Annotated in this window: 24 protein-coding genes; 11 read left to right on the forward strand and 13 right to left on the reverse strand. The window is 54.4% G+C overall.

The genetic code is table 11. The features are described 5' to 3' along the window. Window positions 1-6 precede the first annotated feature (6 nt). The 3 genes from KVT28_RS02440 to KVT28_RS02450 are packed head-to-tail and all read right to left on the reverse strand — an operon-like array spanning window position 7 to window position 3,543. Entirely contained in the window at window positions 7-1,002 is a 996-nt protein-coding gene (locus tag KVT28_RS02440; protein WP_137385805.1) for an ABC transporter permease, read from the reverse strand. Then, complete coding sequence (locus KVT28_RS02445; protein WP_110866169.1) at window positions 999-2,507, reverse strand: sugar ABC transporter ATP-binding protein; 1,509 nt, start codon at window positions 2,505-2,507, stop codon at window positions 999-1,001. The genes KVT28_RS02440 and KVT28_RS02445 overlap by 4 nt, the downstream gene beginning before the upstream one ends. 10 nt (window positions 2,508-2,517) lie before the next feature. After that, a complete protein-coding gene (locus tag KVT28_RS02450; protein WP_217546600.1) occupies window positions 2,518-3,543 on the reverse strand; it encodes a substrate-binding domain-containing protein in 1,026 nt (341 codons plus the stop codon). Between the two features lie 378 nt (window positions 3,544-3,921). Between KVT28_RS02450 and KVT28_RS02455 the strand changes: the two genes are divergently transcribed. From KVT28_RS02455 to KVT28_RS02465, 3 genes are all read left to right on the forward strand, one after another. Then, a complete protein-coding gene (locus tag KVT28_RS02455) occupies window positions 3,922-4,434 on the forward strand; it encodes an AAA family ATPase (protein WP_217546602.1) in 513 nt (170 codons plus the stop codon). A 178-nt stretch (window positions 4,435-4,612) separates the two neighbouring features. Continuing rightward, a complete protein-coding gene (locus tag KVT28_RS02460) occupies window positions 4,613-5,875 on the forward strand; it encodes a DUF1479 domain-containing protein (RefSeq protein ID WP_217546604.1) in 1,263 nt (420 codons plus the stop codon). Between the two features lie 42 nt (window positions 5,876-5,917). After that, window positions 5,918-6,658, forward strand: a complete 741-nt coding sequence (locus KVT28_RS02465; RefSeq protein ID WP_217546607.1) for a DNA-binding transcriptional regulator YciT — start codon at window positions 5,918-5,920, stop codon at window positions 6,656-6,658. Between the two features lie 13 nt (window positions 6,659-6,671). Here the strand turns inward: KVT28_RS02465 and KVT28_RS02470 are convergent, their stop codons facing one another. The 6 genes from KVT28_RS02470 to KVT28_RS02495 form a co-directional block, all read right to left on the reverse strand. Then, on the reverse strand, window positions 6,672-7,919 hold the full coding sequence (locus KVT28_RS02470) for a type II toxin-antitoxin system HipA family toxin (protein ID WP_217546610.1): 1,248 nt from the start codon (window positions 7,917-7,919) through the stop codon (window positions 6,672-6,674). Further along, window positions 7,909-8,256, reverse strand: coding sequence for a helix-turn-helix domain-containing protein (locus KVT28_RS02475; protein WP_110866164.1), 348 nt, complete (start codon window positions 8,254-8,256; stop codon window positions 7,909-7,911). The genes KVT28_RS02470 and KVT28_RS02475 overlap by 11 nt, the downstream gene beginning before the upstream one ends. A gap of 165 nt (window positions 8,257-8,421) precedes the next feature. After that, window positions 8,422-9,375, reverse strand: coding sequence for a sugar-binding transcriptional regulator (locus KVT28_RS02480; protein WP_217546612.1), 954 nt, complete (start codon window positions 9,373-9,375; stop codon window positions 8,422-8,424). Window positions 9,376-9,522: 147 nt separating this feature from the next. Continuing rightward, the gene (locus KVT28_RS02485) at window positions 9,523-10,461 is read right to left on the reverse strand and encodes a sugar phosphate isomerase/epimerase (protein WP_217546614.1); all 939 of its coding nucleotides are present in this window, start codon (window positions 10,459-10,461) and stop codon (window positions 9,523-9,525) included. A 10-nt stretch (window positions 10,462-10,471) separates the two neighbouring features. After that, window positions 10,472-11,998, reverse strand: coding sequence for a glycerol-3-phosphate dehydrogenase (locus tag KVT28_RS02490; RefSeq protein ID WP_110866161.1), 1,527 nt, complete (start codon window positions 11,996-11,998; stop codon window positions 10,472-10,474). Window positions 11,999-12,008: 10 nt separating this feature from the next. Further along, a complete protein-coding gene (locus tag KVT28_RS02495; protein ID WP_217546617.1) occupies window positions 12,009-13,556 on the reverse strand; it encodes an FGGY-family carbohydrate kinase in 1,548 nt (515 codons plus the stop codon). 423 nt (window positions 13,557-13,979) lie between these two features. Between KVT28_RS02495 and KVT28_RS02500 the strand changes: the two genes are divergently transcribed. The 8 genes from KVT28_RS02500 (at window position 13,980) to KVT28_RS02535 (ending at window position 21,179) form a co-directional block, all read left to right on the forward strand. After that, window positions 13,980-14,633, forward strand: a complete 654-nt coding sequence (locus KVT28_RS02500; protein ID WP_217546620.1) for a DUF2291 domain-containing protein — start codon at window positions 13,980-13,982, stop codon at window positions 14,631-14,633. Further along, window positions 14,630-16,168: a sugar ABC transporter ATP-binding protein gene (locus tag KVT28_RS02505; protein WP_217546622.1), complete on the forward strand. Its 1,539-nt coding sequence runs from the start codon at window positions 14,630-14,632 to the stop codon at window positions 16,166-16,168. The genes KVT28_RS02500 and KVT28_RS02505 overlap by 4 nt, the downstream gene beginning before the upstream one ends. A gap of 22 nt (window positions 16,169-16,190) precedes the next feature. Beyond that, on the forward strand, window positions 16,191-17,246 hold the full coding sequence (locus KVT28_RS02510) for an ABC transporter permease (protein ID WP_101764387.1): 1,056 nt from the start codon (window positions 16,191-16,193) through the stop codon (window positions 17,244-17,246). 73 nt (window positions 17,247-17,319) lie between these two features. Next, window positions 17,320-18,267 carry a D-ribose ABC transporter substrate-binding protein gene (locus KVT28_RS02515; protein WP_101764388.1) on the forward strand — a complete coding sequence of 316 codons (948 nt, stop codon included), beginning with the start codon at window positions 17,320-17,322 and terminating at the stop codon, window positions 18,265-18,267. A gap of 186 nt (window positions 18,268-18,453) precedes the next feature. Next, a complete protein-coding gene (locus tag KVT28_RS02520) occupies window positions 18,454-19,314 on the forward strand; it encodes a DeoR/GlpR family DNA-binding transcription regulator (RefSeq protein WP_101764389.1) in 861 nt (286 codons plus the stop codon). 195 nt (window positions 19,315-19,509) lie between these two features. Beyond that, window positions 19,510-20,241 carry a YoaK family protein gene (locus KVT28_RS02525; protein ID WP_192233857.1) on the forward strand — a complete coding sequence of 244 codons (732 nt, stop codon included), beginning with the start codon at window positions 19,510-19,512 and terminating at the stop codon, window positions 20,239-20,241. Window positions 20,242-20,443: 202 nt separating this feature from the next. Continuing rightward, the gene (locus tag KVT28_RS02530) at window positions 20,444-20,653 is read left to right on the forward strand and encodes a glycine zipper 2TM domain-containing protein (RefSeq protein WP_061718879.1); all 210 of its coding nucleotides are present in this window, start codon (window positions 20,444-20,446) and stop codon (window positions 20,651-20,653) included. Between the two features lie 94 nt (window positions 20,654-20,747). Beyond that, on the forward strand, window positions 20,748-21,179 hold the full coding sequence (locus KVT28_RS02535; RefSeq protein WP_110866155.1) for a hypothetical protein: 432 nt from the start codon (window positions 20,748-20,750) through the stop codon (window positions 21,177-21,179). Window positions 21,180-21,207: 28 nt separating this feature from the next. On the opposite strand, the gene idnD is transcribed toward KVT28_RS02535, so the two are convergent. From idnD to KVT28_RS02555, 4 genes are all read right to left on the reverse strand, one after another. Continuing rightward, window positions 21,208-22,248 carry an L-idonate 5-dehydrogenase gene (idnD, locus tag KVT28_RS02540; protein WP_254633435.1) on the reverse strand — a complete coding sequence of 347 codons (1,041 nt, stop codon included), beginning with the start codon at window positions 22,246-22,248 and terminating at the stop codon, window positions 21,208-21,210. A gap of 11 nt (window positions 22,249-22,259) precedes the next feature. Next, the gene (locus KVT28_RS02545) at window positions 22,260-23,615 is read right to left on the reverse strand and encodes an MFS transporter (protein ID WP_217547529.1); all 1,356 of its coding nucleotides are present in this window, start codon (window positions 23,613-23,615) and stop codon (window positions 22,260-22,262) included. A 17-nt stretch (window positions 23,616-23,632) separates the two neighbouring features. Then, window positions 23,633-24,925 (reverse strand): MFS transporter, encoded by a 1,293-nt coding sequence (locus KVT28_RS02550; protein WP_101764393.1) that lies wholly within the window; start codon window positions 24,923-24,925, stop codon window positions 23,633-23,635. A 74-nt stretch (window positions 24,926-24,999) separates the two neighbouring features. Next, window positions 25,000-25,767: an SDR family oxidoreductase gene (locus tag KVT28_RS02555; RefSeq protein WP_192233853.1), complete on the reverse strand. Its 768-nt coding sequence runs from the start codon at window positions 25,765-25,767 to the stop codon at window positions 25,000-25,002. Between the last annotated feature and the right edge of the window lie 208 nt (window positions 25,768-25,975).

Here is a 25,975-nt window from a genome sequence, read left to right on the forward strand (position 1 = left end):
AATTCCTTATGCAGCACGGTATTTATTCAGTAAGTGATCGATTGAGACGGCGGCCAGTAAGATCAAACCTTTAATCAACTCCTGCCAGTAAACGGAGACGTTGATTAATATTAGCGAGCTGGTGACGATCGACAGCAATGCAACACCAAGCACTGCGCCAAGAATCGAGCCAGTGCCACCTTTCAGACTCGCGCCGCCAATGACCGCCGCTGCAATAACATTCAGTTCCATACCGACACCAAAGGTTGGCGTTGCAGAGCCAAGACGTGCCATATAAATAATGCCGGCGAGTCCTGCCAGCGTAGAGGTCAGTACTGTGACCCACAATTTGATGCGATTAATGTTGATGCCGGAATAGGCGGCGGCACGTTCATTACTGCCGGTGTAGAACACTTTGCGAAATAACGTGGCTTTACGCAGCAAGAAGTCGAACAGCGCGACCAGCACGAAGAACAGCAGGATAACGAACGGAACGCCCCACAGAGCGCCCTGGCCAATAAATTTGAAACTCACGGGCAGCGTAAATAATGATAGCGGCGTTCCCTGAGTGACGATCATACACAGGCCGCGCACGATAACCATCGCCGCCAGCGAAGCGATAAAGTGACTGAGGCCGATTTTTGTTACCGTCAGCCCCATTAAAAAGCCAACCAGCGCCGCCGCCGCAATGCCGCCTACGCCAGCCAGCCAGGGATCCACGCCGCTAAGAAATAGCTGCCCAGCGACCACCATTGAAAGACAAACCACTGCGCCAACCGAAAGGTCGATACCGCCAACTATTAGCAGAATAGTCATGCCAATCACCACAATGCCTTCAATTGAAAACGACAGTAGCATCGCCTTCATGTTGGCCCAGGTGAGAAAGTAGGGGGAAGTGAAACTCATCACCATGAAGATCAGTGCAATGATCGCAATCAGTCCCACTTCGCGCTGTTTATGAATGCCGCCAAAAAGAGACCAACGCGATTTTTGCAGTGTAGGCAAGGTGGTATTCATTGTCATACAGCCTCCGCTTCTGGAATGATGCCAGCCGCTAGCCGCATCAGGTTCTCTTCATTCATTGCCTCACCGGTCACTTCTCCGCTCATGCGCCCTTCATGAATCACGATGATGCGATCACACAGGCCAATGAGTTCCGGTAACTCTGATGAAATCACGATTAAACCCACACCGCTGGCCGCCAGTTTGGCGAGGATACTGTAGATCTCAGCCTTGGCGCTGACATCCACGCCACGTGTTGGTTCGTCAAGAAATACAATTTCCGGCTGTACCGATAATACGCGTGCTAGCGCGACTTTCTGCTGATTCCCACCTGATAGCGACGACACCGGATCGCTTAATTTGGCAAGCTTGAGTTTCACTTGCTTTGCCAGCGCCTCTGCCTGCTGACGCTCAAGCTGCGGACTGATCAACAAACGATGATGACTGACTGCGTTGACATCCAGAGCCGAAATGTTCCATTCGATCGGCATCGTTAAAAAAAGTCCGGCATCTTTGCGATCCTCCGACAAATAGACCATGCGCAGCGCAATACTCGCGGCGTAATCCCTCAATGTCACAGCTTTGCTCTTGATACGGATTGCGCCACGTTTGATGGGCAGTAAACCGCAGATACCCTGCGCAATTTCGCTGCGTCCTGCCCCCATCAAACCGCCAATGCCAAGGATTTCGCCGGGACGCAAATCAAAATTGATATCGTGGAAGTGTTTGCCATCGCCAAGCTCACGCACTTCAAGCAATGGTGAAGCGGCGCTAACTGGGCGTTTATCAGGATAGAGTTGCGACAGTTCTCGTCCGACCAAACGTGTAATCACTTCATCGGGCGTCATGTTTTGCAGCGTTGAACTGTGTACCGTAAGGCCATCGCGTAGAATGGTGATGTGCTGGCATAGCGCAAAAATCTCTGCCATGCGATGGCTGATATAGACCACTGAAATACCTTGCGCCTGCAACTGGCGCACAATCGTAAACAGCGTTTGAGCCTCTGGTTCGGTTAGCGCGGCGGTGGGTTCATCCAGAATGAGCAGGCGACAATCCAGCGTCAGCGCTTTGGCGATCTCCACCAGTTGCTGCTGAGAGAGAGAAAGTTCACCCACTTTTTTAGTCACCGCTATCGGCGCGAGTCGATTCATCACCTGCTGCGCTTTTTCACGTAGTACTTTATGCGGCATGAGCACGCCGCGCTGGCCAGCGGCATGCGCCATCCAAATGTTTTCATAAATGCTGATATCAGGACAAAGAGCAATTTCCTGATGTACCAGACCAATGCCAAGACTCTGTGCTTCACGTGGTGAGCGAATGGTCACGGCCTTGCCACACAGCAATATCTCGCCACCATCTGGACGCAAAATGCCATCAATAATGTTCATCAACGTTGATTTTCCAGCGCCATTCTCTCCGGCCAGCGCATGAATTTCTCCCGCGCGGAGGGTGAGATCTACCCCCTGTAAAGCCCGTACCGCGCCAAAACTTTTAGTGATGCCACGTAATTCCAATAGTGCTGTCATAATCGTCGCCTTACTCATTGATGCCTTTAGTGCCGCGGCGTTTCAGATAAGCATCCCAGCGGAAATCATCGGCGTTGTCTTTAGTCACCACCGCATAACCGTTATCAAGGATTGGGAAGGCAAAAGGATTGGTCCCGTTGCGTTTGGCGTCATTCATCGGATCGATCAGTTCAGGATGAGCAGCAAGGAACAAGGTCATAAAACCCATATAGCCCTGGATGCCCTGATTTGGATTGATTGCGCCAAATACCTGACCGCTTTTAATCATATCCAGCACCTTAGCGTTGACATCCACGGTCATCACTTTCACTTTGCCGCCGTTTTCAGCCACTGCCTGCGCAGCACCAATCGCAGAGCTGGCTTCCGGCATAAAGATGCCTTTCAGATTGGGGTTCGCCTGCAACATTGAGAGTACGGCGTTATAGGCTTTCGAAGGGTCCTGATTCGTCGCAGCGCGTGCGACTAATTTGCTGTCAGGAAAGGCGGTTTTCATCTCATTAATAAACGCAGTGACACGCCTATCGTGATTATCCTGACCGGGGTTTTCCAGCACCGCAAATTCGGCACCTTTACCCATTGCTTTCCCTAGTTCGTCGGCTGCGGCTTTACCCTCACGGAAATTGTCTGAGGTGATATAAGCAACGCGTTTACTGTTAGGTGAATCGGCGGCAAACGTCACCACTGGAATGCCCATTTCAGCAGCACGATTAATGGGCTCAATAAAGGGGTCAGGATTCATTGGATGAAGAAAAATACCGGCGGGTTTTTGTGCCAGGATTTGTTCAAAGCTTGAGAGTTGCTGGTTAACGTCATAAGCGGGTGTGCCACCGTATACGGTCTTACAGCCCAGCTGATGCGCAGCCTGCTTGAACATTTCGTAAACCGGGAACCAATACTCTACGCCTGTCACCATCACGTTCATGTAGTAAGTTTCGCCGGGTTTACAGCGAAATTGAGGCGCATCCGCTGCTTGCGTGATGCTGGTGAAACTGCCCGCCATGAATAAACTGGCGATTAGAACAGTAATTTTTTTCATGTTTATTCCCCGGAACTGCGCTGAATGTGTATGGCTCAGCCGTGACGACAAAACGCGGAAAAACGAGCCGGGGTTAACCTTGAAAATTATTTCTTATGCATGAAATAATTTTCAAAAGGTATAAAAGCTGGCGGGGAAAAGATCAAACGTTGGTTAATGAATTGTTTCTGACTTGTGAGTGCGTTCACTAATTGCGCAAGGGGCTCTTACCGTTTTACACATTTAGTGACGAAAGCTATTTACGCATCCAGCGCTGCAAACGTGCCAACTGGGACGTTCAGCCAGGAAAGAGGAAACCTGGCCTGCAGTGATAATAAAAATCGCATTCACCGTCAGGCTAATCACGATTGAACATCAATGTAAAATAGGAATTAATTAATGCTCATCACGTTTAGTGGATTACCCGGCACCGGCAAAAGCACCATTGCGCGCTTATTAGCGCAGCAGATCGGTGCGGTGTATTTACGCGTCGATACTATCGAACAGGCGTTGCGATCGGGTGAAGAGAGCGAGAAAGCGATCGGGCCGGAAGGATATTTCGTTATCTACGGATTGGCACGCGACAATTTGCTGCTCGGTTCCACCGTTATTACCGACTCGGTTAACGACCTGCAGCTGATCCGCAACGCTTATCGCGATATCGCCTTGTTGAGCGGTGCGCCGCTGCTGGAAGTCGAAGTAATCTGTTCCGATCATAACAAACATCGCTTTCGCGTCGAAAATCGCGCTTCCGATATTAAAGGTTTGAAACTGCCGGATTGGCAGGCAGTTGAACAGCGCGAATATCAAGCCTGGGAGCGCGATCATCTGCAGCTTGATAGCGCCTTACTCTCGGCGCAGCAGTGCGTGGATGCCATTCTACAAGCGCTGCCTAAAACGTCACAATCCTGATCTTTCAGTGGTGGCGTAAAACGCGCCGCCACTTTCACCTGAAACCCATTCTTCGATCTTAATGTGATCAACCTCCGGATTCGGCGGTTGCATTATTGTTTATTGCTGCGCATTTGTTATGAATGAAGCGTACTTTAGTTTCGAATGAAACGATCAAGTTAACGAATCGGAGCATGTCATGAATCATACTTTCACTTCATTGCAACAACCTGATGATTTCAAACATAACGTTCGCCTGATGAAAAGGGTGTTAAGAGAGCAGATCGGCGATGTCGAAGGTCTGTTTGAACAAGTCAGAAGCAAAATCGTCAGCGAAATTGCCGCTGCTCGCGCGGAAGAGGCGCAAAACGGCAGCGCGTGGCCGCAGGTGAGTCAGCAGGATATTGCGGCGGGACGTATCACCGATGAGGTGAAGGATCATATTCGTCGACGCGGTTGTGTGGTGGTGAAGCAGACTTTCCCGCGCGAACAGGCGCTGGCCTGGGATGAATCGATGCTCAAATACCTCGATGACAATGATTTCGACAACGTCTACCAAGGGCCGGGCGATAACTTCTTCGGCAATCTTGATGCGTCACGTCCGGAAATCTATCCGATTTACTGGAGCGATGCGCAGATGTCAGCGCGTCAAAGCGAGGCCATGGCCCAGACGCAATCTTTCCTCAATCGCTTGTGGACGTTTGAGTCGCGCGGCTCGCGCTGGTTTGATCCTGACGTCAGCATCATTTATCCCGATCGTATTCGTCGCCGCTTGCCGGGCACCACCTCCAAAGGTCTTGGCGCGCACACTGATTCAGGCGCATTGGAGCGTTGGTTACTGCCGGCGTATCAACAGGTGTTCAGCAAAATTTTCACCAACCAGTTTGATCAATACGATCCCTGGGATGCGGCGCATCGCACTGAAGTGAATGAGTATCAATCAGGGACTACCACCAAGTGCTCGGTATTCCGTACCTTCCAGGGCTGGACCGCGCTGTCGGATATGCAGATTGGTCAGGGCTTGCTGCATGTGGTGCCGGTGCCGGAAGCGATGGCCTATTTGTTACTGCGTCCGTTGTTGAAAGATGTACCGGAAGATGAGCTTTGCGGCGTTGCGCCGGGCAAAGTGCTGCCGGTTTCAGCGCAGTGGCATCCGGAACTGATTGAGGGCTTGTGTTCGATTCCCGCGCTGCAGGCGGGCGATTCGGTTTGGTGGCATTGTGATGTGATCCACTCGGTCGCGCCGGTAGAGGATCAGCAAGGCTGGGGCAATGTAATGTACATTCCCGCCGCACCGCTGTGTGAGAAAAATGCCGCCTACGCGACTAAAGTGGCGCAGGCGCTGGCCAGCGGTGCGTCGCCAGGCGATTTCCCGCAGGAGGATTATGAAACGCAGTGGCGCGATCGCTTCACCCTCGATGCACTGAATGCCAATGGTCGCCGCAGTCTGGGATTGGGCTAAATTTCTGGTAAGCTTGGCAAAAATTTCACAGCAGCGGGTGTTATGAACGCACGTCATCAGCAGATTATCCAATTGGTTAGCGAGCGCGGCAGCGTCAGCGTAAATGAGCTGGCGCACACCACCGGCGTCTCAGAAGTGACGGTGCGTCAGGATCTCAATCTTCTGGAGAAAGGCGGCTTTCTGCGCCGCGTGCACGGTTCCGCCGTGGCGCCAGAAAGTGATGATGTTGGCGCGCGTATGCAAACCCGCTTCGCGGTGAAAAAGCGTCTGGCCGAGTACGCGGCGTCGCTGGTGAAAAGCGGTGAAACGGTGTTTATCGAAGGCGGCAGTACTAACGCTTTGCTGGCGCGTGAACTGAGTGAACGCAACGATATCACCATCATTACCGTGAGCCATTACATCGCCGGATTGCTGCGCGAAAAGGGCGGCGATGTGATCATCCTTGGCGGCCTGTTCCAGAAAAGCAGTGAATCGGTGGTGGGGCCACTAACGCGTCTGTGTATTCAGCACCTCAATTTCCATAAGGCGTTTATCGGCATTGATGGCTGGGATGCGATCACCGGCTTTACCGGCCGCGATATGCTGCGCTGTGACGTGGTCAACGCCATCATGGAAAAACCTACACACACCATCGCGCTGACGGATTCCTCAAAGTTTGGCCAGATTCATCCGTTTGCGCTGGCACCGCTTCAGCCGTTTAACCAACTGATCACCGATGCCGAACTGGAGGCGAGCTATCAAAAAGCGCTGCGTGAGAAGGGCGTTGAAGTGAGTTTAGTCTGATTCACGCGATCAGCTATTCAAGTGAAAAAGGATTGATGAACTGCCTGTGCCACAAGCTTTCCCGATCCACCTTGCTCAAATCGGCTTCATCACAAACATGATGCCAATAGGTTTCAATCGACGTTTTTATCAGCATGAAATGCGCATGCGCGTCAGCGCGACTCAAAGCAAAGTGATGAGCGGCATCCAGGCAGCTGCTCATACGACTCAGATTATTGTTGCCACTAATCAACATCGCCTGCGAGGCTTCGTTGCCAGCACGACCTTGCGGGCAAATATCATAAGCAGGCGTAAGACTGAAGCTTTTACCATCCCAAAAGGCGGCATGATTGCGGGCATGGTCATCGGTGTTGCCGCTGAGAATATTGAAGCAAAGCCGTTTATACAGCTCCAGCAAAGTCTCTTTGGGCGCGGCAAAACGTTGACGAATAATTTCAGCGAGTGTTTCGTAGCTGGCATAGCGCGCCAGCATATCGTCGAGTTCAAATAGGGTCAGCGCCGAAAGCATCACTTTTCGCGTCCATCCATCGGCTTTATGTTCGCGGTCAAAGCGCTCAATCATGATCACATCGCGTCCGGCGGCTTTGACTAGCTTCACCGGAGCGACATGCAATCCTGCCAACTGCGCCAACCGCATCGCCAGGAATTCGCCTTTCACCACGTTCCAGATATCCGCACTGGCAGAAAATTTCGCGATGTATTTTTTTCCCTCGGCCTCGATCAGCGCTTTTGGCCGCGCGCCACCGATCGACGTCCCATGAAAAAGCGCCTGATCCAGTTTGGGTGTTAGCGGCACGCCTTTTTCAACCCGATCAGCCGACTCCAGTAATTCAGGAAGGGTGACATTCGCAGTTGAGCGCGGAATGTATTCCGTCGCCGAGTGCTGGAAATCCAGGGCACCAATGCGATCTGAACCGGACTCAATGAGATACGTCAGCTCATCGAGTATTCCGATATCGACGTTGGCGCCTTTCCGTCCCATACGACGGTTGATAATGACCCGGCGTCCCCAGGCATCAGGTGCGCTGTCACGGATACAGCCCGCAATGTTTAACCCATTCAGCGGCGGAATAACGCCAGTCCGCAGAGGAAGTTCATTGGGATTGAGCGGAATGCGGTTTTCTCGCTGCAGATAACTACGACCATAGTTGAAAAGCAGCGTATCGCCTTCAGTCTCAAGCCTGCCCGCCACCACTGGTGATGTTTCACCTGGCAGCCATATCCATACGTAAGCGTCTCTAAAACGCGCTTCAGAAGTCATCCTTCACCTTCCTGCTACTCTTTTTTTTACTGGTGTGTTTGGGTAACAGCTTGAGCTTTTCCTCAACACGATTTCGATGGCTGACCAATGATGGCAAACTCACCTCTGCATCAAACAGGGGAATGCCCAATATGGCCGCAATCTCGAAATAACTGCCAATCTGACATTTCACGTCGCCTTGCTCAATGCGATGTAAAGTCCCACGCGAAATACCGGCTCTTTCTGCTAACTCAGATACTGGAATTTGCTTCTCGATACGTTCAGCACGAATCAAGGAAGCTAATAGGGCAATCGCTTCCTGAGCATAGCGTGAGGTGGGTGAAGTGATAGAAGCCATGACTTGTTCCATACAGGGTACCAATAAACGTAATTTGTACTATATATGGAACATCTTAGCCTGATGTGAAGGGTTTTTTCAACGGCGCATAATGTCAGAGATGTTCACTGTGTAGTACCAATTACGCTTATTGGTACTACACAGTGAACATTTCATCATTGCAATTCAGCCCACCAATGCCTGCGCCGTCACTTCATCCGTGATCAAACCGGTCACCAGACCGCTGGCCAGCACTGCGCGAATCGCGGCAACCTTACTGGCGCCGCCCGCCAGGGCGACAATCTCTGCGCGATGCGAGAGATCGAGATCCACCGACAACGTGCGGGCTGTTAGGTTGGTGTGAATCATCTGTCCGTTGGCATCGAAGAAGTGGCCCAGCAGCTCGCCGACCGCGCCGGATGAGGAGATATCATTGATCTCCGCTTCATCAATCATGCCGGCTTCAACCAGCTGAGCCGCGGGTTCCACGGTGCCAATTCCCACCAGTTTGACTTCACTCTGCGCCGCCATGGCAAACACCTCGCTCACGCCGCGCTGCGCCAGTAACACTTCGCGATCTTCCTGGGTATTGGCAAAGAAAGGCACGGGCATCATGTAGGCCTGCGCACCGGTTTTCTCGGCGATGCGGTGCATAACGTCGTGAGGATTGAGCGCGTAGTTGCGGGTTAAACAGCCGAGCAGCGAGACAAAGCGCATATGCGGCGCATCAATACGTGGCAATTGATGGATGGCGGCGGAAAGGGTGCGGCCATGCCCCAGACCTAAGGTGGTAGAAGGCGACGCGGTGAGCAGGTTACGCAGGTAATCCGCGCCCGCCATGCCCAGCGCGCGCACCGGCAAGCCTTCTTCGCCAAGATCGGGGGCGACATGACAGAAGTTAAGCGCGAATTTCGCGCGCAACCGATCTTCTAATTCGACGCAGGCGACGATATCGCCATCAATCGACACCTTCACCGCGCCCTCAGCCACCATTCTTGCAATCATGCGGTGCGTTTTTACCGACGGCAGCCCAAGTCGTTTCGCCACTTCCGCCTGCGTTAAACCGCCGACGTAGTGCAGCCAGGCGGCGCGCAGCGCCAGAGATTCGTCGCGTTCAGTCGAGGTTGGTGCCGGTTTCATGGGTTGTCCTTTGGTTTATATGGTGCGCTTAAGCCCTCATCCCAACCTTCTCCCACCAGTGGGAGAAGGGGCTGATCGAGCAGCGTGCGCGGACAGTTCCCTCGCCCGCTTGCGGGAGAGAGTTAGGGTGAGGGGAAACCGCGCACCTCACTCCGCCAAATGCAGATCCTGCACGCCGGTATCAATATGCCCGGCCCAGAAGGCGACGCTTTCGGCGATCTCCGCCACCACGTTGCTATCGGTTGGCTCGCGCTCTTTAAAGCTCAGCTCAAGGCAGATCTCATTATCCTGCGCTCCGCCGCGCGCCAGCGCGTCCAGCAGCGGCTGCGGCTGAATGCGGCCGCCGGCATTGTACTGCAATGTAAAAGGTCTGTGTCCGCCTTTATCCAGCATGCTCTGTTTAATATGGATAATCGGCGAGTAGCGCGGCACCGCTTCAGCCCACGCATAAGGATCGTAATCGCGCGGATCGGCGGAAGTGACATCTCCGTGATCGATATCCGCCATCATCCACATCGGCAGCGCCATTGGGGCAGCACTCAAACGCTGCTGCAGCGCCAGACAGGCCGGAATGGTTTCGCCGAACTCGCGGCCCACGCTCATGGGTTCCCAAAACAGGTATTTCAATCCGGCGGCTTTGGCGTGTTCGGCAACGTCGGCCCAGCAATCAATGGCAATGTCGATCAGTGCGTCGCGGCGCGCAACATCGTTGAAATCCTGCTGGGTAAAGATGGCGAACTGCGAACCCACCGCGTCGCCGCCCAGCTCGGCGGTGATATCAGCGAAGGTTTTAAACCAGCCAACATAATAGCGGCGTACTTCGACATCAGGATGACCAAAATGGTTGAGGCGACCATAGGGGCCGGTCATGCCGGAGGTCACGCGCATGCCGGTGGCGCGCAGCGCCTGCTGCATCTTGCGCGTCATGCGCATGATGGTCGCAGCAGGCCAGCCGGGATTGATAAATTCATGGGTGAGCTGCACATCACGGATGCGGATCTGCTGCGCCACGGTGGTAATCAAATCCTGCGGGTCGGCAAAGCGGTTCACCAACGGATTAGTATTCAGTGACAGCGTTAACGGCATGATTCACCTCTTATCCGGCATGCGCACGCAGCGGCGCGGGAGCAGCAAAGTTGGCGTTGAACCACAGGGTGAAAGCCTGTTGCTGCGCGTCATCGAGGTGCAACTTATGCTTGGTGCGGCGCCACAACACATCCTCGGCCTGCTGCGCCCACTCGTTTTCCACCAGATAACGCACCTCGGCTTCGTACAGCTGTCCACCAAAGTGGCGGCCAAGATCGCCCAGCGCATTGGCATGACCGATCAGCTTATCGATACGCGTGCCATACAGCCGCGCATAGTGTTTACGCAGCGCCTGCGGTAGCCACGGCCAGCGCGCTTTGACCTGCTCTAAGAAACTGTCGAAATCGGCATGTGGCATATCGCCGCCCGGTAAGGTGGCGCCCCGCGTCCAGTCCGCGCCCATGTTGGGGAAGAACGGTGCCAGTTTCTGTATCGCATGTTCAGCCAGCTTGCGGAAGGTGGTGATCTTGCCACCAAACACATGCAGCAGCGGGGCGTTTTGTTGATCGTCGAGGTCAAACACGTAATCACGCGTCACCGCCGACGGATTGCCTTTGCCGTCATCAAACAGCGGACGCACGCCGGAGAAGCGCGTGATCACATCACTGGCGCGCAGTTTCACCTTGAAGTAGCGATTCACCACGTCGATCAGGTATTGCTGTTCGCTGTCGTCAGCGGTGACCGCTTCCGCTTTGCCTTGCCACGGAATATCGGTGGTGCCGATCAGCGCTTTATCGCCTTCATACGGGTTGATAAAGATCACCCGCTTGTCGGTGTTCTGCACCAGATACGCCTGCTGACCTTCCCAGAACTTCGGCACAATGATGTGCGAGCCTTTGACCAGCCGCACGTTGCGACTGCTTGTGGTGTGCGTGACCTGATTGACGATATCCAGCACCCACGGTCCGGCGGCGTTAACCAGCACTTTGGCAAACACGGTGCGTGAGGTACCGCTGGCATCCTGCAGGGTGATTTCCCACTTGCCGTTATGACGTGTCGCCGCTACGCAGCGGGTACGCGGCAGAATGGTGGCGCCGCGCTCGGCGGCATCCAGCGCATTCAGCGTCACCAGCCGCGCATCATCCACCCAGCAATCGGAGTACTCGAATCCTTTACTGTAACTGTCCAGCAGCGGCGCACCTTCAGGATCGCGGCGTAAATCCAGCGAACGCGTGCCCGGCAGTTTCTGACGGCCGCCAAGGTGGTCATATAAAAACAGGCCAAGGCGCACCAGCCACGCCGGGCGATCGGTTGGGCTGTGCGGCAAGACAAACCGCATCGGCCAGATGATATGCGGTGCGGCGTTGAGCAGCACTTCGCGCTCGATCAGCGCCTCACGCACCAGCCGAAACTCGTAATACTCCAGATAACGCAGCCCGCCGTGCACCAGCTTGCCGGAGCGCGATGAGGTGCCCTGCGCGAGGTCATCTTTCTCACACATCATTACCGACAATCCGCGACCGGCAGCGTCACGCGCGATACCAGCACCGTTGATACCGCCGCCAATCACAAACAGATCCAGCATGTGTTCACTCATGATTTACTCCTCAAAACTGTTTTAGCGCGTGCCAGGCGGCAGGAAGATCGTTACGCAGCTGCTGATAGGTGGGAAACAGCTGGTTATAGCGCTGCATCAGTTCGCTCGCGGGCGCTTCGGGCGCATCCAGCAGCGGCATCACCCAGGTTTTGACGCAGCTCTCCATCGACGGATACGCGCCAATCGCCACCGCCGCCATCATCGCGGCACCGGCCGCTCCGGCTTCGTCGCGCTGGCTGATGCGCACCGGCGCACCAATGCAGGCAGATAAAATCTGGCGTAACGGCTGCGAACGCACCGCGCCGCCGGTTAAACGAATTTCTCCCGGCAAACTGCCCATCGCCTGATAGCAATCGCGCGCCGCAAAACCGATGCCTTCAATGACCGCCCGCACCAGATCGCCAAAATTGTGGGTGTAACTCAGGCCGGTAAAGCTGGCGCGCGCCTCGGCATTAACAAACGGCCCGCGCTCACCGGCAATCGAGATATACGGGTGATAGAGCAGGCTGCCGGGCTTCGCCGCATTGAGCCAGCGATCGATATAGCCCACCAAACGGGCATGATCGATTTCACAGCCAAAGCTGTTAAGCAGATCGCTGGCGAGATTCAGTAGCCAGTCAAGATTGAGCGTTGATGCCATATTGGTTTGCACCTGCGTGACATAGCCCGGCCACGGCAGCGGGATCACGTAGCCGGTTTGTGCCGGATTCAGCCACACCTCACCAATGGTGACGCTGCGCAGATGTACGCCGGTCGAGCCAACAATCGAGCAGGCGGTATTGGCTTCGCCGGTGTGCACGCCAGCGCCAAGCGCGGTCATCGCCATATCGACATAGCCGAGGCAGATTGGCGTACCAGCCCGTAAACCGGTGGCCTTCGCGGCTTCCGCGGTTAACGGATGCGTGGTGTCTGTGCCTTCAATGATCTCCGGCAGCAGATGACGATGCTGTTCCAGCCCCAGCGCGGCAATCACCTGATCGTCATAGCGCTGGTGGCGGAAGTTGCCAAAGGTAAAGCTGGCCTCAGAAGGATCAGTGGCGCGGATGCCGGTGAGATTGAGGTAAAGCCAATCTTTGCAGTGCAGCGCCACTTCGCTGTTAGCTAACAGCTCGGGATAGAAGTGATCCATGTGCGCCAACTGCGATCCCTGCTGACAGGTGTTGAGTCCGGTGCCGGTAGCGCGAAAGCGCGCGGCGGCTAACGGGTGCTGATTGAGTTTTTCAACCGTTGGTGCCGCGCGCGCATCCAGCCAGATCCAGGCATCGCCGACCGGCTGATTGTTGGCACCCACCAGCCAGCTGCCGTCGCCTTGCGCGGTGACGGCCACGGCAACCACCCGCGCGGCCAGGTTGTCGACACGCTCGCCCAGTTTGCGTATCGCTGTGACCGCATCCTGCCAGGTTTGGCTCATTGACTGCTGCGCTGCGCCGCCTTCGCTGCGGTAATAACGGTTACGCACCGATGCGCATGCCAGTTGCGTGCCTTCCAGATCAAACGCCACCGCTTTAACCACCGAGGTGCCGGAATCCAGACCCAGAATGATATCGCCACTGTCCACATACACCTCCGAAAGAAGAAGAGTTCAATTCATCGCCGCCAACACCGAAAGGTGTTAACGGGCTGTGATGAATTTGCTAAATAATGTCTTACACCACTTCTCACTGAGATAACATATCAACTGTATTATTTTTCGATAAAACTAATAAATTTCACCTGAAATAGCGATTGTGATCACGAATCAGGCGTTAAAACCTTACAGGTAGAAATGAGATAACACGGCGAACAGGCTGATAAGGCGGGGTTTATTGCGCTTTGTGATGGGGCCGACATCAATTAAGCGATCCAGATCGCTCTCCTGAAAAAATTGCGCGTCACCTGTTGACAATTTAGTCACATCAGCACAATCCTCATCACACAAGTTATCACATTTATAACATTATCGGCGCGATTATCGCAGCTGATGTCAGTGAGAGGTCACGTTATGTCCGATGTCTCAATCCAGGCCCAGCAAATTTCCCGCAAGCGCGTCCAGCGTTACGCCACCCTCGGCGTGGTGGTGATTGCGCTGATCGCGGCGATGGCGCTCGACACCAAGGTGGTAAAAATTGGCTCCGCCGATGATGCGCAGGAGCAAGGCTTCTCGCCCGAGAGTTACGGCCAGAAAACCTTCCCGACCATCCAGCAGGATGTGGCATCACGCGCAGTAGACGCCAAAACGTTAGCCGATGCGCTGCAAACTAATCAGCAGGAAGCGGTGCAGAAATATGGCGTTGGCGCACCGCTGCCGGTCTTTGCCGTCAAGTTCTCCGGCGTGGTGCAAGCCGGGCAGATGGGCATCTTCCCGCTGAAAATCGATGGATTAGCAGGTGATATGCAGGTGCGGCTGCAAACCGGTCCAGCGATCACTGGTACCGATCTGCGTGACGCTAACGGCAAGATCCAGTTCGGTGATTTCACGAACCAAATCGAATATCAAAATGCCGGTTCCGCCATCAATCGTGCGATGAAAAGCGCGGTGCTCGACAAGCTGGATCGTGATGCGTTGCCGGGAAAAACCGTGCAGGTGGTTGGCGTGTTCCGCTTACTCAACGCGAAAAACTGGATGGTGACGCCGGTCAGCATGGAGGTGAAATGAAACCGTTCAACCTCAATCCCGCCTTGCTGAAAGGCGAAGTGATCCTGCAAGCGCGCAACGTCAGCAAAGTGTACGGCTCCACGCACGCGCTGAAGGGCGTCAATTTCGAAATTCGTCGTGGCGAAGTGACCACGCTGTTTGGTGAAAACGGCGCGGGTAAATCGACGCTGATGAAAATTTTGTCTGGTGTGATTACGCCAACAACCGGGGAAATCTTGCTACACGGCGAGGAGAAGACCTTTCGATCCGCCACCGAAGCGCGTGACTGTGGCATCTCGATTATCCATCAGGAGCTGAATCTCGCGCCGAATATGAACGTGCGCGACAACATCTTTATGGGCCGCGAAATCATGAAGCCGGGCGGCGTCGATTATGCCGAAGAGGCGCGCGTGACGGCGCACCTGATGGCGGCGCTGGAGGAGGAGATCGATCCGCTGACGCCGGTGGAAAACCTGCGTCTGGGACAGCAGCAGATTGTGGAGATTGCCCGCGCGCTGTCGGTGAATTCGCAGATTTTGATCATGGATGAACCGACCTCGGCACTGAGCGCGGCGGAAGTGGCGGTGCTGTTTCAGGTCATCCGTGATTTAACCAGCCAGGGCGTCGCGATTGTCTATATCTCGCATCATCTGGAGGAGGCGCTGGAGATTACCGATCGGGCGGTGGTGCTGCGCGATGGCGTGATGACCGCCTATGCCAAACGCGATGAGATCGATCTCGAATGGATCGTGCGCAACATGGTGGGCGATCACTTTGATCTGGGATCGCCGCCGCAGGGCTACGACTTCGGGCTGCCGGCGCTAACGGTAAAAGATCTGACGCTGAAAAGTAAAACCGGCATTCGGCTGGTGGACAACTTATCGCTGGCGGTGCAAGCCGGGGAGATTGTCTGCATTTACGGGCTGATGGGCGCGGGGCGCACCGAGCTGCTGGAGTGCATCGCCGGACGTCTGCAGCAAAGCAGCGGTCACATTCTGCTGCAGGACACCGATATCTCCGCGCTTACCATCTCACAACGCATTCAAATTGGGCTGGCGCTGGTGCCGGAAGATCGGCAGCGCGATGGCCTGGTACAAACCATGTCGGTGGGGGAAAACCTGTCGCTGGCCAGCATCGGCGACTTTGTACGCGGACTGGTGCTCTCCAGAAGCCGGGAAAAACAGCTGGTCAACGACAGCATTCGTAACGTGACGGTGAAAACCGCTGGCGGCGATGCGGCGATTGGATCGCTCTCCGGCGGCAATCAGCAAAAAGTGGTGATCGGCAAAATGCTCGCCACCCGTCCCAAAGTGATTCTGCTGGATGAGCCGAGCCGCGGCATCGACATCGGTGCTAAAGCGGAAGTGTTTCGCCTGCTGGCAGAGAACGCCAAAAAGGGGCTGGCGGTGGTGTATACCACTTCGGAAGTGGGCGAATGCCTGAGTATTGCCCATCGCATTGTGGTGATGAGCAAAGGGCGCATCTCCGCCATCTTCGACGCAAGCGTCAGTAAAGAACGCATTATGGCCGCTTCAGGCGAGTCTCTGGTGGCATGACATGAAAAGTGGAGCAAAAGGTATGACTGACAGAACCCAAACGCTGGACACGCCGCCGGTGGTCAACAAGAAAAAAAGCGACAAGCAGCTGAATGTGGCGCGCCTGCTGCTGGAAGGGCGCGCGTTCATCGCGCTGCTAGTGATTATCGCTACCTTCTCCATGTTGTCGCCCAACTACTTTACCGGCGCTAACTTTCTCACCATGGCGTCGCACGTGGCGATCTTCGGTTTGCCGGCGATCGGCATGCTGCTGGTGATCCTCAACGGTGGCATTGATTTATCGGTGGGCTCTACGCTGGGTCTCGCTGGAGTGATGGCCGGATTTATGATGCAGGGCATCAACCTCGAAGCGCTCGGCGTGGTGCTCTATCTGCCGGTGTGGGCGGTGGCGATTTTGACGCTGGTGGTGGGCGCGCTGGTGGGATTAGTCAACGGCGTGCTGATCGCCTGGTTCCGCGTTCCGGCCTTCGTCGCCACGCTCGGCACGATGTATGTGGCGCGCGGCATTGCGCTGCTGATCACTAATGGTCTGACCTACAACAAACTCTCCGGCAGCGAAGCGCTGGGGAATACCGGCTTCGACTGGCTCGGTTTTAATCGCCTCTTCAATATCCCGGTTGGCGTGCTGGTGCTGGGCGTGGTGGCGCTGGCGTGTGGTTTCCTGCTTAGCCGCTCAGCGTTTGGTCGCTGGCTGTACGCGTCGGGTGGTAACGAACGTGCGGCCGATCTGTCGGGTGTGCCGGTGAAGCGCATCAAAATCAGCGTCTATGTGTTGTCTGGCGTCTGCGCGGCACTCGCCGGGCTGGTGCTCTCCTCACAGCTCACCTCGGCCGGCCCAACTGCTGGTACCACTTATGAACTGACTGCGATTGCGGCAGTGGTGATTGGTGGTGCGGCCCTGACCGGTGGACGCGGCAACGTGCGCGGCACGCTGCTTGGCGCGTTCGTGATTGGTTTTCTCTCTGATGGCCTGGTGATTATCGGCGTCTCTGCTTACTGGCAGACGGTGTTCACTGGTGCCGTGATCGTGCTGGCGGTATTGCTCAACACCTTGCAATACGGACGACGCGCTCGCTAACTCACGCGCGCTGTTTCAGCAGCGCGCGGATATCCGTAAAACCTGTACCCCAAATAATAACGGAGCACCAACTATGTTCACTAAACGTCTCTTCATCGCGGCTGCGGCTATGGCTATCACCACTTTTGCTGCACCCACCTGGGCAGATAACGGGTTAATGACCATCATCGTTAACGATCCTTCCAACCCTTACTGGCTAACGGAAGGCCAGGTAGCGCAGAAAGCGGCGGAAAAGCTGGGCTACAGCGCCAAAGTCAGTGCGCACAAAGGCGATACCAATACCGAAAGTCAGCTGATTGATACGGCGATCACCAATAAATCGAAGGCGATTATTCTCGATCCGGCGAACGCCGATGGTTCGGTCGGCTCGGTGAAAAAGGCCATCGCCGCCAATATTCCGGTATTTATCATCAATGCCGAACTGAACCAGAGCGGGCTCGCCAAAGCGCAGTTGGTTTCTAACAACGCGCAGGGCGCGGCGGTTGGCGCAATGGAGTGGGTGAAGCAGGTGGGCGATAGTGCGAACTATGTCGAGCTGGTCGGCCCGCCGTCAGATAATAACGCCGCTACCCGCGCCAACGGTTTTGATACGGTGCTGTCGCAATATCCCACGCTGAAGAAAGTCGGTCAGGAAGTGGCTAACTGGGATCGCACACAAGGCTTCAACAAAATGCAGTCACTGCTGCAAGCCAATCCCAACATTAAAGGCGTGATCAGCGGCAACGACGAAATGGCGCTGGGCGCGATCGCTGCGTTGAAAGAAGCTGGCAAGCTGAATCAGATTAAAGTCGGCGGTTTTGACGGTTCACCGGATGCGGTTGACGCTGTGAAAGCCGGTACGCTGGCCTACACCGTAATGCAGCCGGTGGCGCAGTTCGCGCAGAAAGCGGTAGAGCAGGCGGATAGCTTCCTGAAAACCGGTAAGACCGGTGCGGCCTCGGAGAAGCAGCTGTTTGACTGCATCCTGATCACTAAAGAGAACGCCGGTAACTTTGCTTCACCGTTTGTTCTGAAGCAGTAAAAGTTGCGCAATAAATTGCGCCACTACGCTATGTGCGTTTTTTATAACAACCACCTTTGAAACGCACGTATTCGTAGCGGCGCGATTTATCACGCAGTGTAACGTTAGTCGCAATTTGCCAAAATCCGTATTAAACGCTGTAATGAGTGCCAAAAACGCTTCTCGCTTCACTTTCCCGGATGAAATATGGCGCATAACCCGCAGGACTCTTCACTTGGCGTATTTATGGCCGAAACCTTACCCAGCGATAGCCGCCAGGCGCGTCAACTGGCCCGTCGCCAGTTAATCGCCGAAGCGGTGATGGCAGAAGGGGCGATTCGCATCGAAGACATCACCGATCGCTTCGGCATTAGTTTGATGACCGCCCATCGTGATATCGACGAAATGGTTGAGCGCGGCCTGCTGCATAAATCACGCGGCGTGGTGTCCGCGACGCCAACTAGTCTGGTTGAATCCAGCGATATCTATCGCGCCACGCGTCAGCTGGAAGAGAAACAGGCGATTGCCGATGTCGCCGCGACCTACCTCGAACCAGGACAGGCGATTTTCCTCGATGATTCCACCACCGTGCAGCAGATGGCGCGGCTGCTCTCGGCGCGCGCGCCGCTGACGGTGATCACCAACTCCCTGACCCTCATGAACGAGCTGCGCAATGGCCGCGATATCACTTTGATGGGCCTCGGCGGACAGTTCTATCACTGGTGCAATGCTTTTATGGGCCGCATGACGCGGGATGAAATTGCCAGCCTGCGCGCCGACGTGTTTTTCGTCAGCATGTCAGCGATTATCGATGATGCAGTGTTCCACCAATCCGCAGAAACGGTGGAGACCAAACGCGCGATGTTTGATGCCGCGCAGAAGCGCATTCTGATGATGGATAACACCAAGTTTGAACGCCGGGCGCTGCACCGTTTTGCGCATCTGAGTGAATTCGATGTGGTAATTGTTAATCAGGGCACGCCAGTGCCTATTTTGCGGCGTATGCAGGATTTAGGCGTGAATGTGGTGGTCGCCCCGATGAAAATAAATCATTCGGTTAATTCCTGAAAAGGCGGGCATCCTAAATGGCGACCTTTATATGACGTGCCAATCTTTACATTAATTTAAATATATCCCGCCTCGTTGATTTTTTTTACTTTCTTTAATCTGCTCAGCGTCTTATTCGGGGATTTCCTGGTTATGTACGCCGCGTAGTGCTCTATGGTTATTATTCGGCCCTGGTTCAGAATAATGAGGTATCTGATGCTGATTAAACTTAAACGCACACGAACGCATGATGAGGACAGGAATCTGGCAATGTGGCTCGCCACGGCCGCCGGTGTGCTCAATGCAATCGCCTTGGGGGCGTTTGGCTTTTTCCCCTCGCATATGTCAGGTAATACCTCTCAATTATCCAGTGAAGTATCGAACGTTAATTTCCGTGATATCACCTTTTTAGCCACCATCCTGTTTGCCTTTGTTTGTGGTGCGGTCACGGCGAGAATGGTGGTGATCAGCGGATTAGCCAATGGCAATCGCATTATATTCTGCCAAATATTGTGGGTTGAAGGGCTGGCCTTAATAGCGTTATCGCTATTTGAAATGTTCTTTTATTCGTCGGCCAACAACCGGGAAGTTATTGTCATTCTGGGCTTCCTGATGGGCGTGCATAATTCAACCTCTACGCAGTTATCCAATGGCCGCGTGCGCTCCACCCATATTACCGGCACGTTAACCGATGCCGGAATTTCGCTGGCATCGGTATTAGCCGCGCTGTTCCGCCGCGATCCGTCAAAACAGTTCTCAGGCCAGAAACGTCAGCTGTTGACGCATCTGACCACGATATTTTCCTTCCTGATCGGCGGGATTGTCGGCCTGATGATGTTTAAACATCTAGGTTTTAAAGCCATGTCGATGGTCGGCGGCATACTGCTGATTGTTGCCACGTTGGCGATGGTGAGAACGGTGGCACGGGTAAAGCGGGCGGCTTCCTGAAATGATGGAGTGTGTGCAAGGCGGCGACTTTTTCGCCGCCTCGCTAGTGCCAGCCGCAAATAAGAATTTTTACCTTCCGTCTCATCATAAAACACCTTAAATTCACGCCGACGAGCAGTGCCAGTCACAACAGATTGGGTATTTTAACAACAATCAAATAAACACTTTTGCATGCCATCTATTCATGGCAGTGAGGCTTTGTATGCTTTTAAAACGCAGCTGTAATATTGCTATTGTCGTACTGGTCATGTTTTCTGTTACCGCGTGTGGCATGTCGCATCGTGGCAGAAATACCGCGATTGGTGCTGGTGTTGGTGCGGTAGGCGGTGCGGTACTTACCGGTGGTAGCACCTTCGGTACATTGGGTGGCGCGGCGATCGGTGGTTTAATCGGGCACGAAGTTAGCAGGTAAGGCAATATTCTCACGTAACTATGAACTTTATTTCACACTCATTTATGCTGCATAGGATATCAATACTGTTCCTACCGCAAAAAGAGGTGATGACATGGAGTTCCACCGTAAAAACTGGCATGAGAAAGCCTTCGATTTAGCGAATCGAGGTATTTCACTTGGTTCGCTGGGTGAGCATCAGGCTGCAGCCTGTTCATGGGGTGCAGCCGCTGAATTAGCCAAAGCGCATCTGCGAGATGACGATATCTATTTCTGGATTATGAGCGGCTATGGCGCAATATTAATCCAGTGTCAGCGCTATCAAGAAGCAATTGAAGCGGCGAAAGAAGCCCTCGATTGGGAAGCGCAACAAAACCAAATACTTTCCCGAATGACGCTTGCGCGTGCGCTCTATGCTCTGGGCGCAGTTGATGGCGCAAAATTTTATTTTCAGCAAATTTATGACATGCAAGGTGATGGCATTTTTGCTGCATTACCCGAATTCGAGCACGCCACCCTGAAGGATTTAGTCCGTTTCAGGAAATAACCGGAGAGGCTTTCTCTCCGGTAATCCTTCAGAAAACCAGCTGGACTTTAGCCGCACGCTCTTTATCCGCTGCCAGCTCCAGCGCGAGTGCGGCATCCTGCATGGGCATTTCGGCTGAAAGCAGCGGCAGCGGATTGATTTTGCCTTGCTCAAGCCAGCGTACTGCGGTAGTGAATTCGCTGGTGAAGCGGAAAGATCCGCGTAACTGTATCTCTTTGACCAGCAACGGCCCGATGGGATAGTTTACCTCTGCCGCGCCCATGCCAAGCTGCACGATAATGCCGCCCGGACGGGTAAAGGCGACCAGCGAAGCCACCGCCGCGCCTGCGCCAGAAGCTTCAAAACAGACATCAAAACTGCCGCCATTTTCCGCCCAGCGGGCAATTTGCTGTTCGTCACGCGGATCCAGCGCCGCGCTGGCACCCATATTGATCGCCAACTGACGACAACGTTCGCTGATGTCGGTAGCCACCACTTCGGTGGCACCCGAAGCCACTGCCGCCGCGATGACCAGACAACCGATTGGTCCGGCGCCGGTGACCAGCACGCGCTTGCCGGTCAGATCGCCAGCCTGGCGTACCGCATGAATACACACCGCCAGCGGTTCGGCAAAGGCCATCACTTTGGCATCCGCGCCATCGCTGTACGGTACGCACTGCACGGGATTAACCGCCACATATTGGGCAAATCCGCCGTTAACATGCGGGAAAAACTGCGCGCTGCCCATAAAGCGCATTGAGCGACAAAGATTCTGTTTTCCTTCCTGACACAGCGCGCACAGCTGGCACGGTTGGGAAGGATTAATCGCCACGCGCTGGCCAACCTTCAGGTCGCTGTTTTCTGGCACTTGCTCGATGATGCCAACAAATTCATGGCCTAAAATCATCGGCGCTTTCAGTACTGACATGCCCGCGCGGCCATGCTGGAAATAGTGAATATCCGAGCCACAAATCCCGCCACGCTCAACTTTGACTAACACTTGCTGCGCGTTCCACTCAATTTCCCGCGACTCACAGCGCACATCATGTGCGGCATTGACGATCACCGCGTTCACTGTTTTCTGCTGCATTATGCTTCTCTCTATGCGTTTGAAGGGGTTTCAAATTTCTTTTTATTTTCAGCCGGTTGTTCGCCGGGCGGCGTCATCACTTCAATTTTGCCAACCAGCAGCAGGTAGGCCAAAAAGCCCATCAGTGCGACGGCAGCGATGTACCACATCGCGTACTGGAAGTTGTGGGTGCGCTGCAAAATAACGCCGATGATGATCGGACTGACAATGCCGGAGAGATTGCCAAAAATATTCAGAAAGCCGCCGATGGTGCCGATTAAGTGGCGCGGAATCACATCGCTGCACACCACCCAGCCGAGATTAGAGAAGGCGTTGGCGAAGAAGGCGATAGAGAGAATAGCGATGGCAATTATCGGGCTGTCCTGGAAGAAATTCACTAGCGCAATCGAACAGGTGAGCAACATCCCCAGCATTACCGGCAGCTTGCGTGCAAAGGTGCGGCTGCGGCCACGCTTGAGCAGGAAATCACTCAGCGTTCCGCCGCACAGCACGCCAGCCATCGCCATCAGATAAGGGAACATTGCGCCAATCCCCGCTTTATCGATCGACAGATGCAGCCCTTTTTCCAGATAGACAATAAACCAGGTCAGGAAAAAGTAGAGCGTCGATGAGGCCGCGAACTGCGCGATAAACAAACCCCACGTGGTGCGCTGGCGCAGAATGTATTTTACCGACAGCCAGTTAACCTTGCCGTTTCCGGTTTGCTGATTCACTGAACCGTGGCCGCCGCCTTTGCGGATGATATCGAGTTCCGCATCATTCACTTTGCTGCTGTGCTGCGGGTCGCGATAGACAATCAGCCAGTAAATGCCGAACACAATGCCCACCAGGCCAGAGAGATAAAATGACATCTCCCAACCCCATTGAGAGACTATAAACGACAGCACCGGCGTCAGCAGCGCCAGACCAATGTATTGCGCGCTGGAATAGGTTGCCGTTGCACGCGCACGTTCATGGTCGGGAAACCAGGTGGCGATGATTTTGGTGTTGGAGGGAAAAGAGGGCGCTTCTGCTACGCCAATTAGCGCGCGGCAAACCAACAGCATCATAGATGACGCGGTGGCGGTGGTGAAAAAGTGATGCGACGCCAATCCCATTAGCAGGGTAAACAGGCTCCACAACACAATCGCGCTGCCGTACAGCCAGCGCGAACCAATACGGTCAAGCAGATAGCCGACCGGAATCTGGCTCAGAGCATAAAACCAGGTAAACATCGAAAACAGTAAACCTAACTGCGTGGCGGATAAGAAAAACTCGCCCTGAATATGGGAACCGGCTACCGCCAGGTTAGCGCGATCCATATAGTTGATAGCGGTGACAATAAACAGCATGAATAAAACGCTTAAACGCGTGCGCGTGGGTTTCATGGTCATGACTTCATTCTCTATGAGTGTGCAGAGCGGGTTTGTGCCGTTGGCGTGCTCAGGCTACTAAAGGTGGTCAGTGCGGTGAGTAATACCGCCACAACCAGCGATCCGCCCATAAATACATAAGAGGCCGCTGGGCTGCCGGTCAGGCCATTGAGATAGCCCACAATCCATGCGCCGACGAAGGATCCCAACGCACCGAAGCAGACCACGAAGGACATCGCGCCCGCCACAACGTTGCGTGGCAGCATCTCAGGGATCGCAGCGAAGAAGGGGCCGTACGGCGTGTACATCGCACCGCCCGCGATCACCAGCAGCACCCATGAGAACCAGAAGTGCGTCGCACCTAGCGTAAAGGAAGCAATGAAGCACACCGCGCCCAGCCCAAGGAAAAGCAGCACGATGTTTTTACGCTGCTGGTATTTATCGGAGAACCAGGATGCGGTCAGCATCAGCGGCACGGCGAGCAGATAGGGCGCGGCTGAGAGCCAGCCGGTCGCGACAATACCCATGCCGGACGCGCTCTTCAGCATGGAAGGCAGCCACATGATGAAACCGTACATGCCGATATTCCAGAAGAAGTGGATAAACGCCAGCGCCAGCACTTTAGGCGAGCGGAAAGCTTCACGGTAGTTCTTAACCGGTTTGATCGACTGCTGCTCTGCCGCCAGCGCGTTTTCCACCGCGCGCTTTTCGGCCTCGCTCAGCCATTTGGCATCACGCGGTCGGTCGGCATAAATTTTCCACCAGATGAATGCCCATAAGATGGCAGGCACGCCTTCAATAATGAACATGCCGCGCCAGCCAAAGGCGTTCACCAGATAGCCGGAGAGAATCGACATCCACAACACGGTAATCGGATTGCCGAGGAACAGAAAGGTGTTGGCTTTGGAACGCTCCGCGCGCGTGAACCAGTGGCTGAGGAAGATCAGCATCGCCGGCATCACCACACTTTCTGCGACGCCGAGCAGGAAGCGGATCACCGCCAGCAACGCCACGCTGTGCACCATGCCGGTGGCGGTGGCCAATGCGCCCCACAGGATCAGGCTCCAGAAAATCAGCTTCTTCGCAGAGTGCTTTTCAGCGTAAATGCCGCCCGGCACCTGGAAACAGAAATAACCGAGGAAAAACAGTGCGCCGAGTAATGCCGAAATGGCGGGCGTGATATTGAGATCTTCAGCCAGACCTGCGGCGGCACCAAAACCGTAGTTGGCACGATCGAGGTAGGCGAGGCTATAGGTAATAAAGGCAATCGGGATGAGTTTTCCCCACCGACTAGCCGGTAAAATCCCTGCAATATTCTGGTTCATGCTATGACCTCAGGTCGCTTGAGTAGGATACAGCTGAGTCTTGATGCCCAGCTTAGGTCGTTTAAATCAGCCCGTTATAAGGTGGCGAGCCAGCCGCCATCCACGTAAATCATCTGGCCATTGACGTAATCGGAAGCAGAGGACGCCAGATAGATGGCGGTACCAACCAGTTCGTCGGGTTTTCCCCAGCGACCAGAAGGATTACTGCTGCAGACCCATTTGTTGAACTCTTCGTTTTCGACCAGCGCTTCGTTCATATCCGTTAGGATATAGCCCGGCCCAATGCCGTTGGTCTGGATATTGAACGGCGCCCATTCAGCCGCCATCGATTTGGTTAACAGCTTGATGCCGCCTTTTGCCGCAGTGTAGGGCGCGACGGTAGGGCGCGCGGCTTCGCTGGTCAGCGATCCGATATTGATAATTTTCCCACCGCGCTGGCGTTCCACCATGCGTTTGGCTGCAGCACGTGAGACGAGGAACGCGCTGGTGAGATTGACATCCAGCACCCGCTGCCAGTCGCTCAATGCCAGTTCCAGCATCGGTTTGCGGAACTGAATGCCTGCGTTGTTGATCACGATGTCGACGTGAATGTTCTCTTCATCAAGCTGCTGGAATACCGCTTCAATCGCGGCTTCATCTGCCACATTGAACAGAAAGCCTCGGGCATCAAATCCTTGTTGCTGTAATTGCTCCAGCGCCTTATCCATGTGCTCCTGACGCGTGCCATTCAGCAGCACTTTTGCGCCGGCTTGCGCCAGGCCTTGTGCATAAGCAAATCCCAAACCGCGCGTTGAGCCGGTAATCAGGGCGGTTTTCCCGGAGAGGTTAAATAAGGTCTGCATAACAAAACGTCCTTCATGTAACATGACTAACAAGTTGGATGAGTTACTTTTACGTTATGCGCAGAAAGGCAGCAATTGGCAGGCGAGAGATTTGTAAGATATCTCACAATTTTTTAATGTCATCGTCAGAAGGTAATTATCTACTTTTGAAGGTTAACCTAATGAAAGTAATAGTTAAATTTCGGGGTTTTGCAGTATCGCTTTTGCT

Origin of the sequence: Pantoea sp. GbtcB22 (genome assembly GCF_019091025.1) — a bacterium.
In the GTDB taxonomy this organism is placed as follows: domain Bacteria; phylum Pseudomonadota; class Gammaproteobacteria; order Enterobacterales; family Enterobacteriaceae; genus Pantoea; species Pantoea leporis.

Excerpts from the sequence above, each read along its gene's own strand:
- KVT28_RS02440 (WP_137385805.1), bottom strand. The coding sequence starts at position 1,002 with ATGACAATGAATACCACCTTGCCTACACTGCAAAAATCGCGTTGGTCT.
- KVT28_RS02445 (WP_110866169.1), bottom strand. The coding sequence starts at position 2,507 with ATGACAGCACTATTGGAATTACGTGGCATCACTAAAAGTTTTGGCGCG.
- KVT28_RS02450 (WP_217546600.1), bottom strand. The coding sequence starts at position 3,543 with ATGAAAAAAATTACTGTTCTAATCGCCAGTTTATTCATGGCGGGCAGT.
- KVT28_RS02455 (WP_217546602.1), top strand. The coding sequence starts at position 3,922 with ATGCTCATCACGTTTAGTGGATTACCCGGCACCGGCAAAAGCACCATT.
- KVT28_RS02460 (WP_217546604.1), top strand. The coding sequence starts at position 4,613 with ATGAATCATACTTTCACTTCATTGCAACAACCTGATGATTTCAAACAT.
- KVT28_RS02465 (WP_217546607.1), top strand. The coding sequence starts at position 5,918 with ATGAACGCACGTCATCAGCAGATTATCCAATTGGTTAGCGAGCGCGGC.
- KVT28_RS02470 (WP_217546610.1), bottom strand. The coding sequence starts at position 7,919 with ATGACTTCTGAAGCGCGTTTTAGAGACGCTTACGTATGGATATGGCTG.
- KVT28_RS02475 (WP_110866164.1), bottom strand. The coding sequence starts at position 8,256 with ATGGCTTCTATCACTTCACCCACCTCACGCTATGCTCAGGAAGCGATT.
- KVT28_RS02480 (WP_217546612.1), bottom strand. The coding sequence starts at position 9,375 with ATGAAACCGGCACCAACCTCGACTGAACGCGACGAATCTCTGGCGCTG.
- KVT28_RS02485 (WP_217546614.1), bottom strand. The coding sequence starts at position 10,461 with ATGCCGTTAACGCTGTCACTGAATACTAATCCGTTGGTGAACCGCTTT.
- KVT28_RS02490 (WP_110866161.1), bottom strand. The coding sequence starts at position 11,998 with ATGAGTGAACACATGCTGGATCTGTTTGTGATTGGCGGCGGTATCAAC.
- KVT28_RS02500 (WP_217546620.1), top strand. The coding sequence starts at position 13,980 with ATGTCCGATGTCTCAATCCAGGCCCAGCAAATTTCCCGCAAGCGCGTC.
- KVT28_RS02505 (WP_217546622.1), top strand. The coding sequence starts at position 14,630 with ATGAAACCGTTCAACCTCAATCCCGCCTTGCTGAAAGGCGAAGTGATC.
- KVT28_RS02510 (WP_101764387.1), top strand. The coding sequence starts at position 16,191 with ATGACTGACAGAACCCAAACGCTGGACACGCCGCCGGTGGTCAACAAG.
- KVT28_RS02515 (WP_101764388.1), top strand. The coding sequence starts at position 17,320 with ATGTTCACTAAACGTCTCTTCATCGCGGCTGCGGCTATGGCTATCACC.
- KVT28_RS02520 (WP_101764389.1), top strand. The coding sequence starts at position 18,454 with ATGGCGCATAACCCGCAGGACTCTTCACTTGGCGTATTTATGGCCGAA.
- KVT28_RS02525 (WP_192233857.1), top strand. The coding sequence starts at position 19,510 with ATGCTGATTAAACTTAAACGCACACGAACGCATGATGAGGACAGGAAT.
- KVT28_RS02530 (WP_061718879.1), top strand. The coding sequence starts at position 20,444 with ATGCTTTTAAAACGCAGCTGTAATATTGCTATTGTCGTACTGGTCATG.
- KVT28_RS02535 (WP_110866155.1), top strand. The coding sequence starts at position 20,748 with ATGGAGTTCCACCGTAAAAACTGGCATGAGAAAGCCTTCGATTTAGCG.
- idnD (WP_254633435.1), bottom strand. The coding sequence starts at position 22,248 with ATGCAGCAGAAAACAGTGAACGCGGTGATCGTCAATGCCGCACATGAT.
- KVT28_RS02545 (WP_217547529.1), bottom strand. The coding sequence starts at position 23,615 with ATGAAACCCACGCGCACGCGTTTAAGCGTTTTATTCATGCTGTTTATT.
- KVT28_RS02550 (WP_101764393.1), bottom strand. The coding sequence starts at position 24,925 with ATGAACCAGAATATTGCAGGGATTTTACCGGCTAGTCGGTGGGGAAAA.
- KVT28_RS02555 (WP_192233853.1), bottom strand. The coding sequence starts at position 25,767 with ATGCAGACCTTATTTAACCTCTCCGGGAAAACCGCCCTGATTACCGGC.